The 786-nt window shown below is 76.5% G+C and carries 1 pseudogene; it reads right to left on the bottom strand.

The features are described from left to right. A pseudogene (locus ABD323_RS42480) lies at positions 1 to 786 on the bottom strand (ALF repeat-containing protein); the annotation flags it as partial.

Genomic DNA, 786 nt, shown 5'->3' on the forward strand with positions numbered 1-786 from the left:
CGGCGGCCATGATCTGCGAGAGCTGGACGCGGTCGTCGTCGTCCTTGCCCGGGTAGGCGCCGGTCACCAGGAAGTCGTGCACCTGCGCGGTGGAGCCCACCGAGGCGGTCTCGGCGGCCAGCCGCAGCTCCAACTTGCCCGGGGCCTGGGCGATCGCCATGGCGCTGGTGCGGTCGTCGCGGTCACGGGCGGTGGCGAGGGTGGTGGCCAGGAAGGACTGGACGGCCGTGTCGTCGCCTTCGAGGGCGGTCTGGGCGGCGGCCTTGGTCCACGGCCCGCCGGCGTCGAGCAGCCGCAGGGCGGCCTGCCGGCCCTTCAGCACGGCCACCTTCGGGTCGACCCCGGCAGCCGTCGCGTCCTTGAGCAGCTGGTCGGTGTCCGCGGCCAACTGGTTGGCCTGGCCGGACTCCCAGGCGGCGGTCTTCGCCTTGAGGTCGGCCTCGCGGGAGGCCTCGTCGGCGGTGGCCATCTCGTTGGCCTGCTGTGCGTCGAGGCGCTCCTGGTCCGACTCGCGGGCGATGTCGGCGACCTTGTGGGCCTGCGTGGCGGAGGCAGCGGCCGAGTCGGCGGCCTGCCCCGCGGCGGTGGCGGCGGCCTGGGCGGTGTTGGCCCAGTTGGAGGCGTCGCCGGCGTGCCTGGCGGCCTCCTCGGCGGCGGCCGCGGCGGCGTCCGCGTGGGCGGCGGCGTCGTTGGCGGCGCGCTGGGCGTCACCGGCGGCGGCTGCGGCCTCGTTGGCGATCTTGACGGTGGCGTTCGCGGCGCGGGTGGCCTCGGCGGCGGCGCTCT

It is taken from the genome of Kitasatospora nipponensis (assembly GCF_039528135.1).
Lineage (GTDB): Bacteria > Actinomycetota > Actinomycetes > Streptomycetales > Streptomycetaceae > Kitasatospora > Kitasatospora nipponensis.